The 17,136-nt window shown below is 67.5% G+C and carries 21 protein-coding genes; 11 read left to right on the top strand and 10 right to left on the bottom strand.

Annotated features, from left to right (window positions below; all coding sequences use genetic code 11):
* Positions 1 to 21 precede the first annotated feature (21 nt).
* Positions 22 to 1,062 (bottom strand): ATP-grasp domain-containing protein, encoded by a 1,041-nt coding sequence (locus ACWFRF_RS30470; RefSeq protein WP_378994688.1) that lies wholly within the window; start codon positions 1,060 to 1,062, stop codon positions 22 to 24.
* A 387-nt stretch (positions 1,063 to 1,449) separates the two neighbouring features.
* Here ACWFRF_RS30470 and ACWFRF_RS30475 point away from each other — a divergent pair, with 387 nt between their 5' ends.
* From ACWFRF_RS30475 to ACWFRF_RS30485, 3 genes are all read left to right on the top strand, one after another.
* Complete coding sequence (locus tag ACWFRF_RS30475) at positions 1,450 to 1,728, top strand: hypothetical protein (RefSeq protein WP_378994690.1); 279 nt, start codon at positions 1,450 to 1,452, stop codon at positions 1,726 to 1,728.
* Positions 1,729 to 1,782: 54 nt separating this feature from the next.
* The gene (locus tag ACWFRF_RS30480) at positions 1,783 to 2,364 is read left to right on the top strand and encodes a TerD family protein (protein ID WP_101464103.1); all 582 of its coding nucleotides are present in this window, start codon (positions 1,783 to 1,785) and stop codon (positions 2,362 to 2,364) included.
* Between the two features lie 156 nt (positions 2,365 to 2,520).
* Positions 2,521 to 2,850: a hypothetical protein gene (locus ACWFRF_RS30485; protein ID WP_378994692.1), complete on the top strand. Its 330-nt coding sequence runs from the start codon at positions 2,521 to 2,523 to the stop codon at positions 2,848 to 2,850.
* A gap of 67 nt (positions 2,851 to 2,917) precedes the next feature.
* Here ACWFRF_RS30485 and ACWFRF_RS30490 read toward each other — a convergent pair whose 3' ends face one another.
* The gene (locus tag ACWFRF_RS30490; RefSeq protein ID WP_378994695.1) at positions 2,918 to 3,955 is read right to left on the bottom strand and encodes a beta-ketoacyl-ACP synthase III; all 1,038 of its coding nucleotides are present in this window, start codon (positions 3,953 to 3,955) and stop codon (positions 2,918 to 2,920) included.
* Positions 3,956 to 4,044: 89 nt separating this feature from the next.
* On the opposite strand from ACWFRF_RS30490, the gene ACWFRF_RS30495 reads away from it, so the two are divergent.
* Positions 4,045 to 4,626, top strand: coding sequence for a TetR/AcrR family transcriptional regulator (locus ACWFRF_RS30495; protein WP_378663813.1), 582 nt, complete (start codon positions 4,045 to 4,047; stop codon positions 4,624 to 4,626).
* A gap of 6 nt (positions 4,627 to 4,632) precedes the next feature.
* Here ACWFRF_RS30495 and ACWFRF_RS30500 read toward each other — a convergent pair whose 3' ends face one another.
* Both ACWFRF_RS30500 and ACWFRF_RS30505 read right to left on the bottom strand, forming a co-directional pair.
* Positions 4,633 to 5,535 (bottom strand): alpha/beta hydrolase fold domain-containing protein, encoded by a 903-nt coding sequence (locus ACWFRF_RS30500; protein ID WP_379314682.1) that lies wholly within the window; start codon positions 5,533 to 5,535, stop codon positions 4,633 to 4,635.
* A 101-nt stretch (positions 5,536 to 5,636) separates the two neighbouring features.
* Positions 5,637 to 6,179 carry a YaeQ family protein gene (locus tag ACWFRF_RS30505; RefSeq protein ID WP_449969899.1) on the bottom strand — a complete coding sequence of 181 codons (543 nt, stop codon included), beginning with the start codon at positions 6,177 to 6,179 and terminating at the stop codon, positions 5,637 to 5,639.
* 86 nt (positions 6,180 to 6,265) lie between these two features.
* Here ACWFRF_RS30505 and ACWFRF_RS30510 point away from each other — a divergent pair, with 86 nt between their 5' ends.
* Positions 6,266 to 6,697, top strand: coding sequence for a hypothetical protein (locus tag ACWFRF_RS30510; RefSeq protein WP_379314683.1), 432 nt, complete (start codon positions 6,266 to 6,268; stop codon positions 6,695 to 6,697).
* 30 nt (positions 6,698 to 6,727) lie between these two features.
* Here ACWFRF_RS30510 and ACWFRF_RS30515 read toward each other — a convergent pair whose 3' ends face one another.
* From ACWFRF_RS30515 to ACWFRF_RS30535, 5 genes are all read right to left on the bottom strand, one after another.
* The gene (locus tag ACWFRF_RS30515; protein ID WP_378994706.1) at positions 6,728 to 7,066 is read right to left on the bottom strand and encodes an MmcQ/YjbR family DNA-binding protein; all 339 of its coding nucleotides are present in this window, start codon (positions 7,064 to 7,066) and stop codon (positions 6,728 to 6,730) included.
* 60 nt (positions 7,067 to 7,126) lie between these two features.
* On the bottom strand, positions 7,127 to 8,011 hold the full coding sequence (locus tag ACWFRF_RS30520; protein WP_378994708.1) for a metal ABC transporter permease: 885 nt from the start codon (positions 8,009 to 8,011) through the stop codon (positions 7,127 to 7,129).
* Complete coding sequence (locus ACWFRF_RS30525) at positions 8,008 to 8,742, bottom strand: metal ABC transporter ATP-binding protein (RefSeq protein WP_452453580.1); 735 nt, start codon at positions 8,740 to 8,742, stop codon at positions 8,008 to 8,010. Before ACWFRF_RS30525 ends, ACWFRF_RS30520 begins: the two co-directional genes overlap by 4 nt.
* Positions 8,739 to 9,611, bottom strand: coding sequence for a metal ABC transporter substrate-binding protein (locus ACWFRF_RS30530; protein WP_379317876.1), 873 nt, complete (start codon positions 9,609 to 9,611; stop codon positions 8,739 to 8,741). Before ACWFRF_RS30530 ends, ACWFRF_RS30525 begins: the two co-directional genes overlap by 4 nt.
* A gap of 133 nt (positions 9,612 to 9,744) precedes the next feature.
* Complete coding sequence (locus ACWFRF_RS30535; protein WP_378994713.1) at positions 9,745 to 10,119, bottom strand: cupin domain-containing protein; 375 nt, start codon at positions 10,117 to 10,119, stop codon at positions 9,745 to 9,747.
* 80 nt (positions 10,120 to 10,199) lie between these two features.
* Between ACWFRF_RS30535 and ACWFRF_RS30540 the strand changes: the two genes are divergently transcribed.
* Together ACWFRF_RS30540 and ACWFRF_RS30545 are read left to right on the top strand one after the other, a co-directional pair.
* Entirely contained in the window at positions 10,200 to 10,640 is a 441-nt protein-coding gene (locus tag ACWFRF_RS30540; RefSeq protein ID WP_379315229.1) for a MarR family winged helix-turn-helix transcriptional regulator, read from the top strand.
* A gap of 212 nt (positions 10,641 to 10,852) precedes the next feature.
* Complete coding sequence (locus ACWFRF_RS30545; protein ID WP_378994717.1) at positions 10,853 to 11,083, top strand: hypothetical protein; 231 nt, start codon at positions 10,853 to 10,855, stop codon at positions 11,081 to 11,083.
* A gap of 46 nt (positions 11,084 to 11,129) precedes the next feature.
* On the opposite strand, the gene ACWFRF_RS30550 is transcribed toward ACWFRF_RS30545, so the two are convergent.
* Positions 11,130 to 12,554 carry an amidase gene (locus tag ACWFRF_RS30550; RefSeq protein WP_378994719.1) on the bottom strand — a complete coding sequence of 475 codons (1,425 nt, stop codon included), beginning with the start codon at positions 12,552 to 12,554 and terminating at the stop codon, positions 11,130 to 11,132.
* Between the two features lie 102 nt (positions 12,555 to 12,656).
* Here ACWFRF_RS30550 and ACWFRF_RS30555 point away from each other — a divergent pair, with 102 nt between their 5' ends.
* From ACWFRF_RS30555 to ACWFRF_RS30570, 4 genes are read left to right on the top strand one after another with little or no spacing between them, the layout of a single operon-like run.
* A complete protein-coding gene (locus tag ACWFRF_RS30555) occupies positions 12,657 to 13,934 on the top strand; it encodes an ATP-grasp domain-containing protein (protein WP_452453583.1) in 1,278 nt (425 codons plus the stop codon).
* Positions 13,931 to 14,758, top strand: coding sequence for a hypothetical protein (locus tag ACWFRF_RS30560; protein ID WP_449969919.1), 828 nt, complete (start codon positions 13,931 to 13,933; stop codon positions 14,756 to 14,758). The genes ACWFRF_RS30555 and ACWFRF_RS30560 overlap by 4 nt, the downstream gene beginning before the upstream one ends.
* Positions 14,755 to 15,795 (top strand): PLP-dependent cysteine synthase family protein, encoded by a 1,041-nt coding sequence (locus tag ACWFRF_RS30565; RefSeq protein ID WP_452453585.1) that lies wholly within the window; start codon positions 14,755 to 14,757, stop codon positions 15,793 to 15,795. Before ACWFRF_RS30560 ends, ACWFRF_RS30565 begins: the two co-directional genes overlap by 4 nt.
* Positions 15,796 to 15,829: 34 nt before the next feature.
* Positions 15,830 to 17,134, top strand: a complete 1,305-nt coding sequence (locus ACWFRF_RS30570; protein WP_452453586.1) for an MFS transporter — start codon at positions 15,830 to 15,832, stop codon at positions 17,132 to 17,134.
* The last annotated feature ends 2 nt before the right edge of the window (positions 17,135 to 17,136 follow it).

The raw sequence follows: 17,136 nt of genomic DNA on the forward strand, positions 1-17,136 counted from the left end.
TCCGCTGCCCCTGGCAACGGATCAAATATAGAAGTCGAGCTCTTCTTGTCGCTTCAACAGATCCCGCAGAGTGTACGGGTCCTCGCCGAAGAAATAGAGCAGACCCCAATGATTACCGAATGCGGTGCGTTTGGTGACCTTTTCGGCCTGCGGCGCGGTGAGCTCGTGCGTCTCGAAGTAATCATGATCCTCGGTCTCGGGCGGCACCGACAGCCGACTGACCACACGTCGACGCGGATACACGCCGAAGCATCCGGCGTGGCCGGTGGCATCCACTACTTCCTTCGGGAAGAACGCGTCGATCTCCTCGTCGGTGGACTTCGGGTCGAACGCCAGTACCAGCGCGTGGTAGGCGTTGAAACCATAGGTCCGTTCCAGCAGTTCGAACACCTTGAAACCCGGTGGCCGGTAGGCGACCTCGCCGAAATACATTTCCCCGTCGCTGGTGACGAAGTACTCGGGATGGATGAAGCCGAATTCGATGTCGAAGGTCTTGATCAGTTTTTCGACCTGCCGGGTGATCTCTGGCCGATATTTCTCGAGTTCCGGCGTCGCGGGCACGAACACCGAGTATCCGAGCGTCACGTACTCCGAGATGTTCAGGAAGCAGATGCGGCCGTTGTGGACCCAGGCCTCGACCGCGAACTCCCAGCCGTCCAGGTGCGATTCCATCAGCATCGGGAACTCGTCGTCGGGGATGAAGTCCACCTCGTCGGGGGTCCGGATGATCCGGTGACCGAGGCAGCCCGCCTTGTCGAACGCCTTGAGGTGAATCGGATCGTTGGGATCACCGTCGAGTTTCAGCAGGGTTTGATTGACCCGCTTCAGGAATCGGATCACGTCGTCGCGTTCGTGCGCCTCTTCGAAGATTCCGACCCGGATACCGCCGAGCTGCGCGCGCCGCTTCATCAACGACTTGTCACGCAGGAGCATCGACTGCCCGAGCAGGCGAGGATTGTCGAGCAGGACGGAGTTGATCGCTCCGGCCCATTCCACCGTCTCCTCGAAGATCGGAATGGCGACGTCGACTCCCTTTTTCTTCAGGGTCTCGGCGATCTCCATCGAACGATCGTTGAGCCGCTCGAAATCCCAGGGGATATAGGGTATGCCGTGCTCCGTGCAATAACTTTCCGCCCATTCGGGCGCAACTACGATATAGCGGCGGTCGAACCGGTCAACCGCCTCGACCGCATTCAGACTCCAGCCCAGCAGGGCCACATAACCTTTGTTCGGGTTTCGACTTTTCGATTCGTCAGCTGAAATCGACAAACCTTATCCCTCCTCGAACTCCACAGCCCGGAAACCGGGACGCTGAAATGAATCCCTGCAGGGCTGCCATTTCCATGGAGTACCCGGCCCCTGCTCGATCAACCATGACGAAGCTGTGACCGAGGGGCTTGTGACCGGGCGCGACCAGCACCCACCCCGCGGCGGGACTACGCTCAGGCGATGCCCGGTCCAGAGACCCTTCCGCCGCCACGCAACGGTGTCGGCCTCGCGTCGTTGGTGCTCGGCATCATCGCCTGCGCGGTCTCGTTCATTCCCGTCGTCAGCGAGTTCGTCGCCGCCCCAGCCGGTATCGGTGCCGTGGCCGCCGCGTTCATCGGCTGGGATCGGATCGAGAACGGTGTGGCCACCAACCGCGCCGACACGATCGCGGGCGGCATCCTCGGCGCGATCGCGCTGGCGGTCACGGCCCTCGTCTACCTCGCGACCCACTCCGGCTGACGAGCGCATTCCGTCGCCATGCACGCGGCGAGCGAAGTCCGTAGCCTGAAAATCGTGATTACTCTCAAGAAGGAAGACGGCGCGGCCGATCTCGCCGGTATCACCAAAATGAGCGTGGGGGTGAGCTGGGATCCGTCGGCGGGTTCCAGCGGTGGAATTCTCGGAATGGCCCGGCGCAAGCGCGGTGTCGACCTCGATCTGATCGCCGTGCTGTTCCAGGGTGCTGAGCCGGTGCGATTCGCCGGCCTGGATTCACTCGATCCGCTCGGCAACGGATCGGTGCTGCACACCGGCGACGAGCAGACCGGTGCGGCCGCGGGCGACGACGAGACCGTGCACGTCACGTTCGCCACTGTTCCCCCCGCGATCGACTCCATCGTCTTCGTGGCCGTCGCGTTCAAGAAGGGCAGTTCCTTCGAGAAGGCGAACAACGTCTCGTTCAAGATCTACGACGCGACCGGGGGCGATACCCAGCCTGTCGCCGATATCTGGCCGTCACTGCTCGGCGCGGAGAACGCCAACGCGATCGCGCGGACCTTCCGCAACGGTCCGGTGTGGCAGCTGGAGGTCCTCGACCGCAAGGGCAAGATCAAGCAGGGCGATCGCCAGGCGTTGCTGCGCTTCGCGATCGGCTGACGTCGCGGCGGCAGGGCCCGGCGCGCAGTGCGCCGAGCTCCGCCGTGGCGCGGCGAACAGACCTCGCACTTTCCCACTTTTGCGACATCGGCGAAGTTCGTCAAGACCACGCGATTTCGATGTTCCCTGAATAGTTGCTGCGCTACGGTTTTCCGCATGGACGACATCGAGTTGGATTTGCCGAGCGTCGCGACTTCCCACAACGCCGGACGAATTCTGGAAATCGGCGCGGTCGGTCTGCGCAACCCCCTCCCCGTCGACGGCGAACAGGCCCACGCCTATGTGTGCTGCGTCGACGGCACCACCCTGCAGCTCCCGGATTCGCTGCAGAACTGGGCCATGCAAACCCTCGCCGCGAACTTCGACCTACGCGCCACCGGCCTACCCTCGCTGTTCCCCTGCCGCTTCGAATTCGGCATCCGCGACGGCGCGGCCTACGCGGTACCGGTGACCCAGCGGTCGCTGCGCGAGAAGGCGAACGCGTGACGACCTGAGCAGAGAATTCCTTTGTCGCACAACGCGTCTACCGCCAATATCTGCGTGCGCTGAAGAACTAGGCGATCGGTGGCAGGTGAACGACCTGGCCCGCGTAGGCCAGACCGGCGCCGAAGCCGAGTAGCAGCGCGGTGTCGCCGGGGTCGGCGGCGCCGGAGCGCACCAGCTGTTCCATGGCCATCGGAATGGAGGCGGCGCTGGTGTTGCCGGTTTCGATGATGTCGCGCGCGACGGCGACAGTTTCGGGCAGGCCGAGGGTGCGGACCAGCGCGTCGGTGATGCGGATATTGGCCTGGTGCGGAACGAACGCGTCGAGGTCGTGAGCCGTGAGGCCCGCGAGGTCGAGCGCGTCACGACACGCCTTCTCCAGAAACGTGACGGCCCAGCGGAAGACCTCGGTGCCGTTCATCCGGATGTAGGGACGTTGCGACGTGCCACCGCTGGCCTCCGCCGCGGCGACTTCGGCGAAGTACTCCAGAAAGTCCTTGTCCTGCTTGATCGCCGAGGTGCGCGCGCCATCCGACCCCCACGCGACCGGGCCGATCCCCTCCTGCTCGGCCGGCCCGACGACGACCGCACCGGCACCGTCGGCGAAGATGAACGCGCACCCGCGATCGGTGGTGTCGAGCAGATCCGACAATCGCTCCACACCGATCACCAGCACCTGCCGCGCCTGACCCGAGCGCACCAGATTCGCCGCATCGGCCAACGCGTAGCAGAAGCCCGCGCAGCCCGCGGAGATGTCGAACGCGGCGGTGTCGTGCATGCCGAGTTCGGTCGCCACCACAGCGCCCGCCGACGGACCGAGCACCATCTGCGACGACGTCGCCAGCACCACCGCGTCGATCTGCTCGGCGCTCACCCCCGACGCCGTGAGCGCGTCCCGAGCAGCCGCGACACTCATCGAGACGATCGTCTCGTCGGGCTCGGCCCAGTGTCGGGCAGCGATCCCGGAACGGGTCTTGATCCACTCGTCCGAGGACTCGATCGCGTCGACGATCTCGGAGTTGGGCACAACACGGCGCGGGCGGTACACGCCGAGGCCGAGAATTCCCGCGTGGGTGACCGGAACCGCGGTGGCAATGGGGGTGGGCATGACATCCTCTCCATATGAACCGATCGGTTCACGTAGGAATAGGTCTAACATGAACCGATCGGTTCAATCAAGGGGTAGGAGAAGATCGGATGGCCGCCGGACCACGCGCCCGACTCATCGAGCACACGATCAGCACCGTCCAGGAACACGGCGTGCACGCGTCCTCCCTCAGCGAACTACTCGAGCGCAGCAGGACCTCACGCAACTCGCTGTACCAGCACTTCCCGTCCGGAAAGGGCGAATTGGTGCAGACAGCGGCACGGATCGTGGCACGCCTGGTGTACTCACATGTGAGCGCCATGGCCGACGCCCTGCAGACCGCGCCGTCGGCCCAGCAGTGGCTCACCGACCTGCTCGCCTTCTGGCGCGCCCCGCTGGAGAAATCCGACTACACCGCGGGCTCGTTCATGATGGCGGCCGCTCTCGACGAACTCGACCCCGCCGTCCAGTCCATCGCGGGCCAGGCGTTCGCCGAATGGACCGCCCGGCTCGCCGACGGGATCGTCGCCACCGGGATCGAGCGATCGACCGCGGTGTCGCTGGCCGGGTTCCTGCTCACCACCATCGAGGGCACGATCGTGCACAGCCGCGCGCTCAAGTCCGCACATCCGTTCGACCAGGCGGTCACTCAGCTGACGATCCTGTTCAAGGTGCACCTGACCGAACGGTGAGCCGTCTCACGAGATGCTGTGTGCCGCATCGAGTTCGGCGCGCAGGGTGGCGATGATCCGGCGACGGGCCGCCGCCCCTTCGGGGCTGGGCGTCAACGGGTAGACGTGCACGAGTCCGGATTCTTCCTGATAGTCGAGGTCGACGCCCGCCGCGCGTGCCTTCGCCGCCAGCAGGCGGGCGTCGGGGTTCAGGATGTCGTCGGTGCCGGTGAACACGGTGATCGGGCCCAGCCCGCCGAAGTCGCCGAACAGGGGGCTGACCAGGGGATCCTTCATCGAGAGTTCGCCGCTCCACATCCGGCCGAACACCAGCCCACCGTCGCGACCCAGCCACGGGTCACGCAGCAGAACCGCGTCGATCTCGGGGTTCTCGAGAGTGAGGTCGAGCGCAGGAGAGATCAGCAGCGTGCGGGGAACGATATGACCCGCGTCGCGCAGGTGCAGCGCGGTGGACAGCGCGATCTGACCGCCCGCGGAGTCGCCGGCGAGGAAGGTCGGACCGTAGCGCTCGTCGGCCGCGGTGACCAGTTCGGCGACGCGGGGAATCACCTCCGCCGCGGTGCCGAACGGAATCAGCGGATAGATCGGGACCGTCACGACGAGATGCGTCCGAGCGGCGATCCTGGCCGCGAGTTGCCAATGTTGCGAAGCGATTTCGCCCACCCAGCCGCCACCGTGCGCGTACACGAGGCCACCGCGGGAGATCCCGTCCGACGGGGTCAGCGTGTAGATCGGCCAGCCACGGTCGTGCTCCACCGAGATCTCGACACCGCGGAGTGTGCGCGGCGGACCGTAGGCGAGGGGCCGCAGCGCGCGCTCGCGCACGTGCGCAGCGGCCAGCTCGGCATCGACGTAATTCCGGTTGCGCCGGGTGACCCGCAGGAATCCCGGAATCACGAACCGACTCATCACACCGGGCACCGCGACCTCCACTCGACGACGAGACCGGTGCGGTCCACAGCGCTCGGGCCGAGCGTCACCGGTGCCAGCCAAGCTACTCCGTGCCGGCCTCAGCCGAGGGGCTGCTCGGTGATATCGGTGCGCAAGCTGGTGCCGTTGAGGTCCAGATAGAGCACGCCCTCGGTGACCGAGAGGGTGGCGGTATTGCGACGGTCGACCAGTCCCGCGGCCTCATCGATGAACGCGCGATCGAAACTGATCAGCGGAATCTGCGCCGCGTTGTGAATCTTCTTGCCCGCGTACTGCGCGAGCACCTTCGCCGGGTCGCGGTGGGTATAGACCACGGCCCGACCAGCGAGTTTGCTCCCGCGGTGAATACGGTCCGCGTCGGGCGCGCCGACCTCGATCCACGCGGTCGTCCGGCCTGTCATATCCCGAACCTGCACCGCGGGCTCATCGGTGGCCGAGATCCCGCCGTCGCTGAACACGATCCCCTCCTCGTACTGCAAGCAGTACGCGAGGATCCGGGTGATCATGTACTCGGCCGTCTCCGACGGGTGCCGGGCAACCCGCAACTCGAGATCCTCGTACACCCCCCGATCCACATCGGCGAGCTGAACGGCGAAGTTGTGCAGTGTTGCGCTGAGTGCCATAGGAGCTCCGACCCTACCGGGCCGCGACGTCGACTACTCGCGCACTCCCGGTTGCGCTGACCGGTCCGGACCGCCAGCATCTGTACATGAGAATCACTCACGTTTCGGCTCTGGCCGCCGTTTTCCTCGCACTCGGCACGGCAACCGTTGCGGCAGCACCGAATGCGGCCGACTCACCCCGTCAGGCCATTGCCCGCGCCTACCTCGACGCCCTGGTGTCCCACGACGCGAGCGCGGTCCCCTTCGCCCCCGACGCCACCCGCGTCGAGGTCGGCATCCGAACCGGCTACTCGGGCCCCCAGCTGAGCGCCGACTTGGAGAACGGCCTCCAGTACCGCGTGATCCAGGGCATTCGCGACCTCACCATGTCCGAATCCGGCGACACGGTCACCACCCACTACCTCCTCGACGCCGGAGTGGCCGACATCCGCCTGACCACCGTGGAGATCACCGAGACCTTCGTCATCCCGGTGGACTCCATCCAGACGATCGAGGCCACGATCACGCCGGTGCTGTAACGACCTCGCGGCCGACGAGTTGTCTCGCGCTCACTGATCCGCATCCAGCAAGGCCCGCGGGGCGGCCTGACACCACGAGTCGGTGACGATGGCTTCCAGTTCCTCGCGATCGTCGAGTGACGCCAGGCGGACGCGGACCCAGGGGTTACCGGACTCGTGCGAGGCGATCCAGAATTTGCCGGGTTCGGCGAGGACCAGTTCGTCGCGATCGAGAATCGGGCAGCGGACCGCCATCGAGGTCTCGTCCTCGGGCAGGGTGAGGAACAGCTTGCCCGCGACCTTGAAAATCGGCATGCCCCAGGCGAAATGCTCTGTCGTCTGCGGCAGCGACAGCACGAAGGCGCGGACGTCCTCCCCGGTGACATTCATGCCCACATCCTGACACCACACACCGACACGATCGGATCCATCGCCGCGGGACCGGGACCGCTAGTCGACGGCACCGAGGGTGGCGACGGTTTTCCTGGCGCGGGAGGCGGTGATCCGGCGGCCGATCACGCCGTGGCGGGGGGCGAAGAGGTAGACGAAGGTGAAGGCGACGCCCTGGGTCACCACGACCATGCCGCCGGCGGCGGTGTCGAGGTGGTAGCTGATGTAGAGGCCGGTCACCGCGCACAGCACCGAGATGGTGGGGGCGATGACGAGCATGCGGGAGAAGCGGTCGGTCAGGAGATAGGCGGTGGCGCCGGGGATGATCAGCATGGCCACCACCAGCACCACGCCGACCGCTTGCAACGCGACCACCGAGGTCAGGGCCAGCAGGGCCAGCAGGGCGGTGCCGAGCACGCGGGGGTTGAGGCCGATGGCGTGGGCGTGGGTGGCGTCGAAGGCGTAGAGGGTGAAGTCGCGGCGTTTGAGGACCAGGGCGACCAGGACGATGGCGGCCAGGATCATGATCTGGATCATCTCGCCGCGGCTCACGCCGAGCAGGTTGCCGAAGACGATGTGGTTCAGGTCGGTCTGGCTCGGCGTCACCGACACCAGCACCAAGCCGAACGCGAACAGGGTGGTGAACACGATGCCGATGGCGGCGTCTTCCTTCACCCGGCTCGTATCGCGGACCACGCCGATCAACGCCACCGCGAGGAACCCGAAGATCACCGCGCCGACAGCGAACGGCCAGCCGACGATGTAGGCCAGCACCACACCGGGCAGCACCGCGTGCGACACCGCGTCACCCATCAGCGACCAGCCGATCAGCACCAGCCAGCACGACAGCACCGCACAGACCACGGCGGCCGTGACCGTGGTGGCCAGCGCGCGCACCATGAATTCGTAGCGCAGCGGGTCGATGAAGAATTCCTCGAGGCTCATCGGTCTCCGTCCACATCCAGGCCGAAGGCCTTGGCCAGGTTCTCCGGGCGCAACACCACATCGGGGTCGCCGTGCTCGAGCACCCGGCGGTTCAACAGCACTGCCTCGTCGGCCAATTGGGGCAGCGCGTGCAGATCATGGGTGGACACCAGGATGGTGGCCCCGTCGGCGGCGAGCTCACGCAACAGCGCGGTGATGGTCGCCTCGGAGCGCTTGTCGACACCGGCGAACGGCTCGTCGAGCAGCAGGATCGTGGCCTCCTGGGCGATGCCCCGAGCCACGAACGTGCGCTTCTTCTGACCACCCGACAGCTGCCCGATCTGCCGGTCGGCCAGGTCGGTGAGTTCGACGCGGGCCAGCGCGGCGTCGACGGCGGCACGGTCGGCCTTGCTCGCCCGGCGGGTGAGACCCATTTTCCCGTAGCGCCCGGTCATCACCACATCGCGCACCGACAGCGGGAAACTCCAGTCCACGTCCTCGGACTGCGGCACGTAACCGAGACTGCCCGCCTTGCGCGCGGCGGCCGGGGGGCGGCCGTTGATCAGCACCCGGCCTCGATCGGGCGTGACCAGCCCCATCACGGTCTTGAACAGCGTCGACTTGCCCGAGCCGTTCATACCGATCAGCCCGCACACCCGGCCCGATTTCAGGGTCAGTTCGACAGTGTCGAGCGCGAGCACATCGCCGTAGTGGACTGTCACGTCCTGGATTTCGACTACCGGTGCGGTCATTTCGAGACTCCGGCGAGTGCGGTCGCGATGGTCTTCGCGTCGTGGCGGATCAGGTCCAAGTAGGTCGGGACCGGTCCGTCGGCCTCGGAGAGCGAGTCGACATAGAGCACGCCGCCGAACCGTGAACCGGACGCCTCGACCACGCGTTGCATCGGCGCGTCCGACACCGTCGATTCACAGAACACGGCGGGCACGCCGCGCTGGCGAACGAAGTCGATGGTCGAGCCGATCTGCTGCGGGGTGGCCTGCTGTTCGGCGTTGACCGGCCAGATGTACTTCTCGGTCAGCCCCGCGTCGCGAGCCAGGTAGGAGAACGCGCCCTCGCAGGTGACCAGGGCGCGCTGGTCGGCGGGCAGGGTGTTCACCGCGGCGACGAGATCGTCGCGCACGGCGCCGAGCTGCGTCTTGTAGGCATCGCCGTTGGCACGGTAGGCGTCGGCGTGTTCGGGGTCGAGATCGGTGAACGCGCGGACCATGTTGCCGACGTAGATCTGCGCGTTCACCGGCGACATCCAGGCGTGCGGATTGGGCTTGCCCCGGTAGGCGTCCTCGCTGATGTCCATCGGCGCCACCCCCTCGCTGACCACGGCGTGCGGCACATCGAGGTCGGCGACGAACTGGGTGAACCAGGCCTCGAGGTTCAGCCCGTTGTCCAGGATCAGATCAGCCTTGGCGGCCTTCTTGATATCGCCCGGCGTCGGCTCGTACCCATGGATCTCTGCCCCCACCTTGGTAATCGATTCGACCCGCAGATGCTCGCCTGCCACATTCCGCGCCATGTCGGCCAGGACCGTGAAGGTGGTGAGAACCACCTTCTTCCCGTCGTCATCGGAGGTGATCCCACCGCAGGCAGTGAGCGCGAACGCCATGACACTCAGAACACATGCCGCAAGCACCCGGCGGCGCGCCGGCGAACGGTAGAACCCAACCCTCATTCCAGAATTATATTGTTCGGGTAGCCGAACTTTCAAGTTCAGGGCTAGAAACAGTCGCGAGGACGGCTCAGGATGCCCAGGGCGGGGTGAAGGTAGAGCCGTCGGGGAGCTCGGCCGCGAAGCCGACCCGCACAGTCACCAGCAGCCTGGCGATCTCGTCGGCCGAGTTCGCGAGGGCGATCATCGAACCGGCGGGCGCGACCGCCGCGTCACCGGGTTTCATCGGCGCGGATTCGCCGTCGATCGTCATGGTCACCTCGCCCGACAGCACAACGAACGCCTCCTCGCCCAGGATGCGATGGGGCACGCCGACCGAATCGGCCCGAACCTCGGTCTGCCAGACGCACAGCTCGGCACTGCCGGTGCCGGGTCGGACGAGGGACGTGAAGCGGGCGTTGTGCACCTCGTGCACCTGCGCGTCTGCGGAACGGATCACCGGCATTCGAAACCTCCATAAGGTCAAGCAACTTGTCTATATAGTCAAGTAGATTGACTATTGTGTCAAGTGCCAGAATGACTGTCGTGCCCGTGAACGCAGACCTCCCCCTCCTGTTGCTCGCGGCAGCGGCCGAGGTGACCGAGGCGGTGCACGCCAGGGTCGCCGCGGCGGGATTCACCGACATCCGGCCGACGCACGGCTTCGCGTTCGTCCGCATGGCGCCCGACGGCGCGACGGTCGGAGAGATCGCCGACCACCTCGGCGTCACCAAACAGGCAGCCAGTCAGCTGGTCGACGAGCTGGTCACCAAGGGCTATGCCGATCGCAATCCACACCCGCGCGATGCGCGCGCCCGCCTGATCACCCTCACCGAACGCGGCTGGGCATGCACGCGAGCCGCCGACGCCGCCATGGCCGAGTTCACCCAGACCTGGTCGGACACCCTCGGCGCGACCACCCTCACCCAGGTCAGCAAGGCGCTGGGTCGCGTCGTCACCCCGGGGCGAGTCCGCCCGAGCTGGTGAACCGCCACCACCGCCGTAACCAAATCTTGCAAACCGACGATGTGCATAACGGGTACCCAACAATCCGAAGAACTGGATTTTCAAAACCTGCGCGGTGTCACGGCGAGCGGCATACTCTCGGATCGAGCGGTGACGCGCCACCGCAGCACCCGGGCCGACGGTCCGGGTAGCGCACTCGTCACGTCACCGTTCGTCTCGATCCCGGAGGGTCAATGTCAGCCCTGGTCACCGTTCACACCGTCGACACCGTCACTCGGCACAAGTACGAGCGGCTGCAGTACACCGGTTCGGCCGGCGTGGTCGCCTCGCTCGAGGACGCCCGCCTCGTGGATCGCTGGCGCGCCGACTACCCCGGCTGGGACGGCGAGCACTGGGCGTTCGACGCGGGCACCGACAGCCCGGGCCGGCTGCGCCCGATCAATGTCGCGGCGCGCAACAACTGATCAACGCGGTGACGAGCGCCTGATCAGCGCGGTGCGCACCACATGATCAGGCGGCACCCGCGGCAGCAGCCCGATCGATGATCCGCGGGAACGGGCTCGCCGCTTCCAGCTGGTAGGCCAGGTCGAGCAGCGTCCGCTCGTCACCACGGCGCGCGGCCAGCTGGATCGATCCGGGCAGACCGCTGGGCACCAGGCCGTGCGGCAGCGAAATGCCGGGTCCCCCACCGACGTTGTTGAGCGGAGTGAAGCCGACGTAGTCGGCGAGCTTGGCGAACAGCGCGTCGAACGGCTGGCCGGGCGCGAGCTCGCCGATGCGCGGCGCGGGATGCGAGAGCACCGGGGTGAGTAGCACGTCGACCTCGGCGAAATGCCGGTCATAGGCCGCGACTCCCCCGCGCAACCGCCACGTCGACGCGGCCACCGCGAGCGGATTGCGCTTGGCCAGCCCGATCAGACCGGTGGTGAACGGGTCGAGTTTGCGCGCATCGAAGTATCCGCGGTGGCCCAGCCGGAACGACAGCGCCATCGCCGCGGCCATCACCGCCCAGTACTGCTTGAAGTCCTCGACGAAGCGCGGATCCACATCCAGCCGCATCTCGACGATCTCGTGACCGAGACCCTCGAGTACCTTCGCCGCCGAGGCCAGGACCGCGCCGTTGTCGGCGTGCACCGGCCGGCCGAGGACATCGGCGGTGATCAGGCCGATCCGCAGCCGTCGCGCACTCGGCCCCTCGACCAGACCCACCGGCGGCAGCGCCGGATTCGCGCCGAATCGTTCCACGGCGGCCAGGTAGTGCGCGGTATCGCGGACCGAGCGGGTGACCACGCCCTCGGCGACCAGATGCACCGGCAGTTTGCGGGCGCCGGGCTGGTCGAGCAGGCGGTTGCGGGTGGTTTTCAGGCCGACGAGACCGTTGGCCGCGGCGGGAATGCGGATTGAGCCGCCACCGTCGTTGGCATGCGCGATCGGCACCACCCCGGCCGCCACGAGTGCCGCCGAACCGCCCGAGGAGGCGCCCGCCGAGTACTCAGGATTCCACGGATTGCGGGTCGGCGCGCGATCGGTGAATTCGGTGCTCGCGGTGAGCCCGAATTCCGGCAGCGTCGACTTACCGAGCACGATCACGCCCGAGTGCAGGAACTGCGCGCCGGGACCGCTGGTCACCGTGGCCGGATGCGGTGTGAACGCGGCCGAGCCGTGGCAGCTGGGCAGCCCCGCGATATCGGTGTTGTCCTTCACGAACGCGGGCACCCCGGCGAAGACCCCCGCGGTCTCGGGCGCCGACGCCGCGCGATCGAAGCACGTCACCTGCACCGCGTCCAGCCTCGGATCGACCCGCCGCGTCCTGGCGATCGCGGCCTCGAGAACCTCCGACCGGCTCACCTCCCCCGCGCGCAACGCCGCGGCGACACCGACCGCGTCCAGCGTTCCCAGGGCATCGTCGGTGAATCCGTGCACGGCAGAGCTCATATCCGCAGCGTAATGCGAGCCCGGGTCCCTTCGCAGCAGTAACGAACCTGCTGACCCTTCTCGACTATCGCATTTCTATTGATAATGGTTATCATTAGCATCTTGCTCGAGGTTGGAGGACATGTGGGACACCTGTTGATGGTGGAGAGCTGGGTCGGTTCGATGAGCACCCTGCTCCCGGCGGGAATCGAGGACAGTGGCCACGAATTCAGCTTCCTGACCCGAGATCTCGGGCATTACCTGCGGCCGGGAACACCCCTGCCGCATCCCCTGCTCGGGGCGGCCAACGTGTTCACCGCCGAAACCAACGACGAGTCGACACTGCTGCCGTACGTGCGAAAACTGCAGGCGACATTCGGTTTCGACGGCGTGCTCACCTCGTGCGACTACTATCTGCCGACCGTCGCCGCGATCGCCGCCGATCTCGGCTTGCCCGGGCCCGGCCGGACCGCGGTGGCCGATGCCTGCGACAAGTACCGGACCAGGCTGATCTGCCGTGCCGCCGGTGTCGCCGGTCCCGCCTTCGCCGTCGCGCGGGAATGGGATGAGATCGTGGGCGCCGCAGCCGAACTCGGCTATCCCCTGGTGGTCAAGCCGGTCGACCTCTGCGGCGGGATGTTCGTGCGCCGGGTCGGCGACGAGGCCGAGTTGCGCGTCGCGGCGGACGCCATCGCCGGATTCCCGATCAACGCCCGAGGACAGCACCGCTCACCACTCGTCCTGCTCGAAGAGTGCGTGGACGGGCCGGAATTCAGCGTGGAAACCGTCACCGTCGCCGGGCGGACGACGGTGATCGGAGTGACCGACAAACGGATCACCGGTGCCCCCGCCTTCATCGAGTCGGGCCACATGTTCCCCGCTGCCCTCGAGCCCGGCGATTCCGCCGCGGTGGCCGAGCTGGCAGTCGCGGCGATCACCGCGCTCGGTCTCGACGCGACCGTCGCCCACACCGAGGTCAAACTCGGCGCGCACGGCCCCCGCCTGATCGAGGTGAACCCCCGCCCCGCCGGGAATCGCATCACCGAACTGGTGCGACGGGTCACCGGAATCGACCTCACCGCCGTGCACGCCGAAGCTGTCGCGGGCGGCGAGCCCGACGTCACGCCCCGGGAGACCGGTATCGCCAGCGCGGCCGTCGCGTTCGCGGTTCCGACGGATACCGGCCTGCTGACCACGGTGGACGGAGCACAGAACTGGGCGGCGGACCCCAGGATCGTGGAGCGCAAACTGGCGGATCCCGGCACCGAGGTGCGTCCCGCGACCGACAACAACACCTATCTCGGTCACGTCATGGTGGTGGACGACACGCACCGCACCACCGGCGACCTCGCACAGCGGTTGATCGCCGATCTCCGTTTCGACCTCGACGCTGCGCGATGATCGCCGCCGCCGTGCGCCCCGACTCCGTCGCCGAGCTCATCACGTGGGCGCGCCGGGGCAGGCTCGGACCCGAACCCACAACCCTGCACGCGTCCACGGCGTTTCGCACCGCCTACGGCACCCGGCACGCGGGCCGCTCTCGCGGATACCGCAACGAGGTGCTGAGCCTGCGGGTCGGCGCGGCGGTGGGCTCGTGCGGTCTCGAACCCGGCTCTGCCACCGACGATCTGGTCGACAGCTGTGTCGCGGCGACGATCGACGAACTGCTCGCGCATCCGGTGCCCGCGGTCCGGATCGCCGCGCTCGATGCCTATCTGATGCACGTGCGTCCGCATCCGTACGCGGGTGGCGTGCAGGGCGAACAGGTGGTGATCGAGGGGCCGACCTCGCTGACGAAGTCGCGCCGCCGGGCGAGCACCGTCGTCGACCTGCTGCCCGCCGGGGTGTCGCGAGTACTGGTGGTGGGCGTCGTCGGTTCGCTGCTCGCCGAACTGCGGGCGCGCGCCATCACGTATCTGCCGTGCGACCTCGCCGGTGGCGTCACCGAATGGGGTGAGCCGGTGTTCGAGTCGGTCGCCGACGCTCCGTCGGACTACGACGCGCTGCTGGTCACCGGAATGTCGCTGGGTAACGAGACATTCGACGAATTCCGGGCCGTGGCGAACCGGCGCGGCCTGCCGCTGGTGCTGTTCGCCCAGACCGGCAGCGCGGTGCTGCCCTGGTTCCTGGGCGCAGGCGTGCACGCGGTCTCGGCCGAGCCCTACCCGTTCTTCTCCCTCGACGGCGGGCCGAGTGCCGTCGTCACCTACCGAGAGCTGTCATGACACCCCCGCAACCCGCGCTTCTGCAGTTGATCGGCGGCACGCCCGCCGTGCCCATTCCGTCCGGAAACAGCTGGTACACAGCGAAACTCGAGGCAGCGAGTGTAGCGGGCATGAAAGCCCGTGCGGCAGTGTCGATGTTGCGCGCCGCTGCGGCGAGAGGTGAGCTCGCGCCGGGCGCGACGATCATCGAATCCACCAGCGGCACGCTGGGACTGGGCCTGGCGCTGGCCTGCAAGGCACTGGGCCATCCGGTGCTGCTGGTGGTCGACGACGAGCTGGAACCCGATCTCCGCGCGTTGTTCTCGGCGTTTCAGATCCCGCTCGACGTGGTCACCGCACCACACCCCTCCGGCGGCTGGCAGCAGGCGCGGCTGGATCGGCTGGCCGCATTGCTCGCCGCCACACCGGGTGCGTACTGGCCCGACCAGTACGACAACCCCGACAACGCGGGCGGCTATCAGGCGATGGGCGAGGAAATCCTCGCCCAGGTCGACGGCGTCGACGTGCTGGTCGCCTCGATCGGTTCCGGCGGGCACTGCGCCGGGCTCGCCCGGGTGCTGCGCACACGGTGGCCCCGGCTGCGGGTGATCGGGGTCGACGCCGTCGGCTCCCGGATCTTCGGCCAACCAGATCGCCGCCGGCTCATGCGCGGTCTCGGCAGCAGCATCCTGCCCCGCAATGTCGCCTACGCCGACTTCGACGAGGTGCACTGGGTCGACGCCGCCGAGGCGGTCGCGTCGTGTCGCCGGGTCGCGGCGGCCACCGGCATCGCGGGCGGCTGGAGCACCGGCGCCGCCGCCCTGGTCGCGGGCTGGGTAGCCGAGCGCGAACCCGGCGCCCGCGTGCTGACCGTGTTCCCAGACGGGCCACACCGCTACCTGGGCACCATCTACAACGACGACTGGTGCCGAACCAACGGTCTTTTCCGCGCGCCCGCCACCGCACCCACCACGATCGCCACCCCGGACAGCGCCGAAGTGCTCGGCTGGGGCCGATGTTCGATCGTCCGCGACCCTGCCGCCGAGGTGAGCGCGTGACCCCCGCAACGGCTTTCCAGCGCGGAACCGGCAGATGAACGGCATCGACACCTTCCGCGCGCTACCGGGCGCCGTCCGGCTACTGCTCGTGAATCATCTTGTGGGGCATATCGGTTTCTATCTCCTCGTACCGTTTCTGGCCGACTACCTCCTCGACGACCTCGCGCTGTCGGCGGCCGTTGTCGGAATCGTGCTCGGGGTGCGCAATCTCAGCCAGCAGGGTCTGTTCCTCGTCGGCGGCTCGGCGGCCGACCGGCTCGGCGCGCGCGGCGTGATCATGGTCGGCCTGGCGATCAGGGCACTCGGCTTCTCGCTGTTCGCCGTCGGCGGTTCGCTGCCGGTGGTGCTGGCGGCCTCGGTGCTCACCGGTTTCGCTGGGGCACTGTTCAATCCGGCGGTCCGCGCGTTCATCGCCCGGGACAGCGGTGCGCATTCGGCGCAGGCCTTCGCGCTGTTCAACGTCTTCGGCAATGCGGGCTCCGCGATCGGACCGGTACTCGGCACCGTGTTGACAGCGGCGGGATTCCGGATATCGGCCCTGGTCGCGGCGGCGATCTTCGCGGTGCTGGCCGTGGTGCAATGGCTACTGCTGCCCGCGCGACCGGTGCCCGCGCACGAGGGTGGGGTCGGTACCGACTTCGCGACGGTGTTCACCGATCGCCGATTCTGGGCGTTCACCCTCGCGCTGATGCCGATGTTCGCTTTGCAGAGCCAGATCTATTTCCTGTTCACCCTGCAAGCGCAGGACAGTGCCGGGCCCGGTCACGGTCCGGCGGCGGTGGCGGCGCTGTTCGTGGTCGAGACGATCGCCGTGGTGGCACTCCAGGTTCGGGTCACCACGGTGCTGGCGCGCAGACCACAGCGCGGGCCCGCGATGGCGCTCGGGATGGCAGTCATGGGAGCCGCGTTCCTCCTGCCTCCCGCCGTCGCGGGGGTGGTACCGGTCGAGGGAAACAGCGTGGTGGGCACAGTGATCCGGATTGCTCCGGTGGTCGCGGCCGCGGTGCTGCTCGCGATCGGCGTGACCGCGGTGCAACCCTTCGTCAACGAGGCGATCGGCCGCTTCGCCGGAACTCGGCTGACCGGAACCTATTTCGGCGCGTTCTATCTGGCGTCCGGCATTTTCACGGTCGTCGCCACCTCGATCACCGGCGCCGTCCTCGACCACACCGGCGGCCCCCTGAGCTGGCCGCCCTCGCTGCTGTGCGCCGCGGCCGGTGTGCTGTCGGCCGTCGCGCTGCTGCGGCTACACCGCCGGAACCTGCTGCCCGGCCCCGCAGCGATCCGGCCCGAACTCACACCGGTCACCGACGACAACACCCCCAGCGAAAGGCGATGACT

This window comes from Nocardia sp. NPDC055165, from assembly GCF_053606985.1.